The sequence below is a fragment of the Pseudomonas sp. BN102 genome (assembly GCF_029871245.1).
GTDB lineage: Bacteria > Pseudomonadota > Gammaproteobacteria > Pseudomonadales > Pseudomonadaceae > Metapseudomonas.
This window is the reverse complement of sequence record NZ_SSON01000027.1, coordinates 1-6,193: the sequence shown is the minus strand read 5'-3', so window position 1 is coordinate 6,193 and position 6,193 is coordinate 1. Positions and strand designations below refer to the sequence as shown.

5 protein-coding genes are annotated in these 6,193 nt (G+C 58.6%); 3 read left to right on the top strand and 2 right to left on the bottom strand.

Translation table 11 applies throughout. The annotated features are described in order from the left end of the window. Together E8F12_RS03575 and E8F12_RS03570 are read right to left on the bottom strand one after the other, a co-directional pair. The coding region (locus E8F12_RS03575; RefSeq protein WP_280323928.1) for an IS1182 family transposase at window positions 1–1,085 on the bottom strand (1,085 nt) is incomplete at its 3' end. Between the two features lie 169 nt (window positions 1,086–1,254). After that, window positions 1,255–2,466 carry a patatin-like phospholipase family protein gene (locus E8F12_RS03570; RefSeq protein ID WP_280323927.1) on the bottom strand — a complete coding sequence of 404 codons (1,212 nt, stop codon included), beginning with the start codon at window positions 2,464–2,466 and terminating at the stop codon, window positions 1,255–1,257. Window positions 2,467–2,905: 439 nt separating this feature from the next. On the opposite strand from E8F12_RS03570, the gene E8F12_RS03565 reads away from it, so the two are divergent. The 3 genes from E8F12_RS03565 to E8F12_RS03555 all read left to right on the top strand — a co-directional run bounded on the left by E8F12_RS03565 (window position 2,906) and on the right by E8F12_RS03555 (window position 6,081). After that, window positions 2,906–3,502, top strand: a complete 597-nt coding sequence (locus E8F12_RS03565) for a tyrosine-type recombinase/integrase (RefSeq protein WP_280323926.1) — start codon at window positions 2,906–2,908, stop codon at window positions 3,500–3,502. A gap of 461 nt (window positions 3,503–3,963) precedes the next feature. Further along, window positions 3,964–5,511 carry a lytic transglycosylase F gene (locus E8F12_RS03560; protein WP_280323925.1) on the top strand — a complete coding sequence of 516 codons (1,548 nt, stop codon included), beginning with the start codon at window positions 3,964–3,966 and terminating at the stop codon, window positions 5,509–5,511. A 189-nt stretch (window positions 5,512–5,700) separates the two neighbouring features. Further along, window positions 5,701–6,081 carry a hypothetical protein gene (locus tag E8F12_RS03555; protein ID WP_280323907.1) on the top strand — a complete coding sequence of 127 codons (381 nt, stop codon included), beginning with the start codon at window positions 5,701–5,703 and terminating at the stop codon, window positions 6,079–6,081. Window positions 6,082–6,193 lie beyond the last annotated feature (112 nt).

Sequence of the window (6,193 nt, the reverse complement as noted above, 5' to 3'; positions counted from 1 at the left end):
GCTTTCAGTGGGCAGGTGGCGCAGTCGGCTTGGCTGGAGCGGTAGATGATGGTGTTGGCCTTGGTCACCCGCGATCTTGGTTGGGTGAAGGCGCGCCATTCACTGCGTAGCGGTTTGCCGGCTGGGCAGCGGTATTCGTTGGCCTCCTGATTCCAGTGGAAGTCGTTACTGGAGAGGCTGTCGTCCTTGCGCTCGGTCTTGTCCCACACCGGCACATGCGGCTCGATGTCCTTCTCCTCGACCATCCAGGCCAGCATTGGAGCTGTGCCATAGGCGGTATCGCCGATGAGGCGTTCTGGCGTGAGGTCGAACTGCGCTTCGACGCGCTCCACCATCGTTTTGGTCGACTCGACCTCGGCAGTCCGATGCGCCGGGGTGGCTTCCACATCCAGGATCACGCCGTGCTCGGTGTCGATCAAGTAGTTGGTAGCGTAGGCAAAGAAGGCCGGGCCACCTGGCGCGGCGGTCCACCGTGCCTGCGGATCGGTGAGCGAAATCTTCTTGGGCAGGGCTTCGGCCAGCGCTTCCTCATCGAGGGCTTCGAGGTACTCGCGCACGGCGCGGGTGCTGAGCGCCGGATCGCGCCAGTCGACCTCATCGCCCGCCACCCCACGTTGCCGGCTGGCATCCGCCTTGATGATGCTGGCGTCGACGGCGAAGCCTTCACCCTTGACCAGGCCGGCCGCCATGCAGCGGCGTAGCACCTCATTGAACAACCAGCGGAACAGCCCGCTGTCACGGAAGCGGCCGTGGCGATTCTTGGAGAAGGTCGAGTGATTGGGCACTTCGTCTTCCAGGCCCAGCCGGCAGAACCAGCGATAGGCCAAGTTCAGGTGCACCTCTTCGCACAACCGTCGCTCGGCACGGATGCCGTAGCAGTAGCCGACCACCAGCATGCGCACCATCAACTCCGGATCAATTGAGGGGCGTCCGATGGGGCTGTAGAAGTCGGCCAAGTGAGCACGCAGGTCGCTGAGATCCAGGCACTGATCGATGCTGCGCAGGAGGTGATGGGGCGGGACATGGTCTTCCAGATTGAACGAGTAGAACAGGCGCGCCTGCCCACCCGGTAACTGTCCCATCATGCTGCCTGCCCCCACGCTCGCTGAGCGCGTGATTTTGCCGGCGGCATGGGAGTACAGCTACTTTTTCAACAGAATCGGCCAGAAGCGGCCCTTCAACGCGGTCTTCAGAAACGTGAGCGATTCAATTACCCCGAATACCTTGAGCGTATAACCAGTCGTCGAGCGCTCGCTATTTACCCGTCGCCGTTACGCTGGGAGAAGTGAATCCGGGTGGTGCTTTAAGCCACGGAAACCCCCGCAACGCCATGTCATATCCAGTGGCATAGAGACTGCGCATGTACGCGTTATCAAACTCTTCCTTGTGCGGAGCGTTGAAGCTTGACGGTATAAAACCGAGGTTGAAATCCACACCATCACGCTGGGCGGTGGCGTAGATCCGGTAGAGGTCGCCAATGCCCTGGCTGTGGATCAACGAGGTGACTGCGCGCCCGGCGATACTCATGGTTTTGCGCTCAACGTCCGCCCAATCTGGGTCGAGTCGTGAATTGCGTATCACGTAGAGCCTGCGCTCGCGGATCACGCCAGTGGCCTTCGCCTCCTCGTTAACACGTATCGACGCCGGATAAGCGAACACCTGAGCCATGATGCCGCCGTCTACGTGCATTTCCTGATAGGGTTTATCGTCGACTTCCACGTCTATCATCATGGGCGGAAATCCACCTGGAATAGAGGCGGATGCGATCATGATTCTCACGAACAGATCCAATGCCTTAGGGCCGCCATAAGTCGCGATTTTCCCCATGTCCCAGATGATGGCACGGCGCGCATCGAGGTCCGCAGTGGCAACTAACAGAAAGCGGCCCTTGGCGTACTCGTCGGCGATCTCCTTGAGCATCTGCTCGGTCACCGAGTCGCGCGTCAGCTTCAACAGCGGTGCGTTATCTGACATTGCATCACCCAAAACACCTTCGATAAAACTGCGCGGCTCGATGACGTCTTTCGGTGACAGCGTGGTATAGAATCTTGTCAGCGTCGCGTCGTACTTCGGCCCCAGAAATGCGAAAGGCGCAATCAAAGCGCCCGTACTGATGCCGGTGACGAGCTTGAATTCCGGGCGCGTTCCTGTAGCCGTCCAGCCATTCAATAAACCTACGGCGAACGCACCATTGTCGCCACCGCCCGAGATGGCCAGAAATACCGCTGGTGGCAGAGGCCCTTTGTGCCCCTGCTTTGCACGGTAAGCCTGTTCCCGCTGGAGCGCTTGAAGACCGACTTGGGTCAACTCCGTCATGTCTCCGCCGGCAACATAGCGCACCCCAGGCATACCCGGAATTTCCGCACTCGCCGTCATATCGTGCGGCACCGCCGGCAGGCGCGTCGGCGCCATGGTGCAGCCCTGCATCAGCACAAACAGGATCACAATCAGGCTAGTGGCTTTCATAGTCGACTATCTCGCTGTGCCTGTATCGCATGAGTCGCGTCGTTCGAACCTCCTGATGCACTGAGGCTTTGATGACGACGACACACATCTTCGCGCGGCTCGTTGCTCAAAAAAATGCCTTGCGATCATGGGGAACTTTCATCTGCGACAACTGCACGGGGTGGTGGGGCAATGACAGTTTTCGATCCGGTTACTTCATTAAAGACGCTTGACCTTGCTTCGCTCAGAAAAAAACCTGGAATCTGATATCGCTGATTTGTCTGACCGGGCCAAGTTGGTCGCGCAAAAAAAGCCTTGATCGCTTGCAGTCGTTGAATCAATAGCACTGCTGCAACGCTTCCTTACCGCGCGGCCTTTCCACCGTCTGCTATGGGTCGGATAGCGTCCATGCACTGAGGCTGATCCAGCCTTGTCCTCCCCCATCGAGGATGGACAAGCCATGAACACCATTGCCACCTACAGCCATCAACCTTGGAACAAGGGAAAGCTTGTCGGGCAGAAAGCCCCGCTCCGACTTAGAGATATCTGGGCCATTCGCGTGAGACTCCAGCTCGCGGAGAAGACACGGGACCTGGCTCACTTCAATCTGTCTATCGACAGCAAGCTGCGTGTACGGGACGTAGCCCATGGGGAACATGCGTCGTCACGGGCCATCGTGATGCAGCAGAAAACTCAGCGCCCGGTACAGATTGAAATCACCGAGCAAGCCCGAACGGTTCTGGAGGCTTGGATGCATCAGGCCTACCTTCGTAGCGAGGATTTCTTGTTTCCGAGCCGGTTGCATAGCTCAGTTCATCTCTCGACCAGGCAATACGCTCGAATAGTCAAAGCCTGGGTGACAGCCATCGGCCTTGATCCAACCATGTACGGTACCCACACGCTGTGGCGAACCAAGGTATCGCTGATCTATCGCAGGACTAAAAACTTACGAGCAGTCCAACTCCTGCTTGGTCATACGAAGCTTGAAAGCACCGTCAGATACCTGGGAATCGAGGTTGATGATGCCCTGGAAATGGCGGAACAGATCGAAGTCTGACCCTCCGCCGCGACAGTCTCGGCTAGACCGTCGCTATCCGGCCAAAAGCAGCCCTTTACGACGTCCCACGCTGGCAGCGCCTAATTTTTATCGAGCCGGAGAAAGCCCCTCGCGATCTTTTATCCGCAACATCTCAGCGGACGTGAGCTGCTCAGGCATTCGGCCGCGCAACATGTGGCGATGCTCGAAGGAGCGGATGCCACGCTGAACCGCTGCCTAGGCCCAAGCATGGGGCAACGACGTCGAGGTCCTTAACTTTCCAACTCCTGCACCTAAACTTGTTTGTTGGGACGGTGATTGGTAAGCGTGCATGTAGCCGTAGGGACCGGCTTGTGATGTTCCTGCCGTCGCGGGGCGCTATTTCTGCCGCGAGCCCCATGCCTCAACCACCGCTAAGGCTCAGGGCGAGGGATTGCTCATCGCAGTAGTGGGGCCGTTCACTACACAGTCGGAGCGCGACCATGCTCAACCTGTCGCTGCTACTTCACCCCCTGGCGTATCGCACGATGCACTTACGGCTGATCATTCTTGGTCTGCCGGCACTTTTCGGGGCTTTGTCTAGCGGCCCCGTCCCTGCTGCCGATGCGATCAAACGCTCAGAAACGCCGCAAGCGGAGACGCTCACCGTCGATCCGGCAGAGATTCAGAAGCCGTGGACCGGTGATCTTGAGGAGATGAAAGAACGGAGGATCATTCGAGTCCTCACGATCTATAGCAAGACCTTCTACTTCACCGACAAGGGCACTCAACGCGGCGGAACCTACGACGCGTTTATCCTGTTCGAGAAGGAACTGAACAAGAAGATGGTGTCCGCCAAGTCGAAGGCCAAAAAACATCTAAAGGTTCAAGTGGTCTTCGTCCCGGTTAGTAGGGACGAACTACTTCCCGCGCTAGTTGCCGGCGGAGGCGACATAGCGGCGTCTAACTTGACCATTACGCCCGGGAGACAGGATCTGGTGGACTTCTCCGTGCCAATTTACACCAATGTCAGCGAAGTGATCCTGTCCGGTCCCACCTCACCCCAGGTAGCAAGCGTCGACGATCTGGCAGAGAAGGAGATCTTTGTTCGCAAGTCCTCCAGCTACTACGAGAGTCTGGTTGCGCTGAACAAGCGTTTTGCTGCAGAGAATCTGCCCCCGGTGAACATCAGGTTAGCCCCGGAGGAGTTGGAGGACGAGGACCTGGTCGAGATGCTAAATGCGGGACTGGTCCCGCTCATCGTGATGGACAAGCACAAGGCGGACCTCTGGAAGCAGGTCTTTCCCGCGGTTACGGTCCATGAAGGGGTTGCCATACGCACGGGGGGAGAGATTGCCTGGGCGATACGGAAGGGGAGCCCGCAACTCAAAACGGCTGTTGATGACTTCGTCACTCGTCACCGCAAAGGAACTGCAACGGGAAATATGATTCTGACGCGCTATCTGAAGAGCGCGAAATATATCAAGAACGCTGCATCCCAGGCGGAGCGGAAGAAGTTCCTCGATTTGACTCAATTCTTCAAGCAATACGGTGACAAGTACAGTGTGGACTGGCTGCTGATGGCGGCTCAGGGGTACCAGGAGTCGCGGCTTGACCAGTCCGTTCGAAGCCCCGTGGGAGCCATCGGCGTGATGCAGGTCATGCCGGCTACAGGCAAGGAGCTAAAGGTTGGCGATATCAGGCGAACCCAGTCGAATATCGAGGCTGGGGTCAAGTACATGCGGGTGATGATCGACAGGTACTACGGTGACGAACCGATGACCGAACTGGATAAGGTCCTGTTTACCTTCGCGTCGTACAACGCCGGACCGGCCAGAGTTGCGCGGCTGCGCGAGGAAGCCGCCAAGCGCAGGCTGGATCCCAACATCTGGTTCCATAACGTCGAGTATGTCGCAGCCGAGCGAATCGGCGCGGAGACGGTGACTTACGTCAGCAATATCTACAAGTACTACATCGCCTATCGGTTGATCCTGGAAGCACAGGAGGCGAAGCAGCGAGCCACGGAACAGGTCACGGCTCAGCCTGAGTAGGACTGCTGTGTAGTTCGCGTGCAGCAAGAGAAATTGTGGGTGCGGGCATTGACATGCGGGGCCGGCGAGAGCCCGGTGATGCTCCGGTATGTTCGACTGGTTCGAAGCGCGATCCGGCGAAGCGACCCAGGGCCGCCGGTGCAGGCCGCGCCACGGCGTTGAGGTTCAGCCTAGCGAGGAGGGAAGACGATGAGAACATTGCGAATGGGCACGCTGGTATTGGCGGCATGCGTGACCCTGGCGACGGCATCGGGCATTGCCCGCGCCGACGAGGTGCCCATGATCACCGGCGAGCAATGGATGCAGTCGTCGGAGCAGCTCAAGAAGGCCTATCTCGTCGGCATCGCCAACGCCTACCAGGTGGAGGCGGCCTACCATGGGTCGAAACCGCTGTCCGATGAGCAGAGCCTGATTCCGCGTTTCGGCAGGGGCTTGAAGGGCCACACGCTCGACACCGTGCGTGAAGGGCTCAACCAGTGGTACGCGGCCAATCCCGACCGCGTGAAACGGCCCGTCATCGAGACCATCTGGTTCGAGATGGTCGTGCCCGGTCTGCAGCAGAACAAGTAGCGGAGGTGAACATGAAGCGGTCCCTATTGTTTGCCGCAGTCCTCACTGCAGCGGGCGTGATCGGCTGCACCTCGATGACACCCCAGCAGCAGGGGACGATGAGCGGCGCGGC

Bases quoted from the DNA above. Each gene is read 5' to 3' on its own strand.
- E8F12_RS03570 (WP_280323927.1), bottom strand. From the start codon at position 2,466: ATGAAAGCCACTAGCCTGATTGTGATCCTGTTTGTGCTGATGCAGGGC.
- E8F12_RS03565 (WP_280323926.1), top strand. From the start codon at position 2,906: ATGAACACCATTGCCACCTACAGCCATCAACCTTGGAACAAGGGAAAG.
- E8F12_RS03560 (WP_280323925.1), top strand. From the start codon at position 3,964: ATGCTCAACCTGTCGCTGCTACTTCACCCCCTGGCGTATCGCACGATG.
- E8F12_RS03555 (WP_280323907.1), top strand. From the start codon at position 5,701: ATGAGAACATTGCGAATGGGCACGCTGGTATTGGCGGCATGCGTGACC.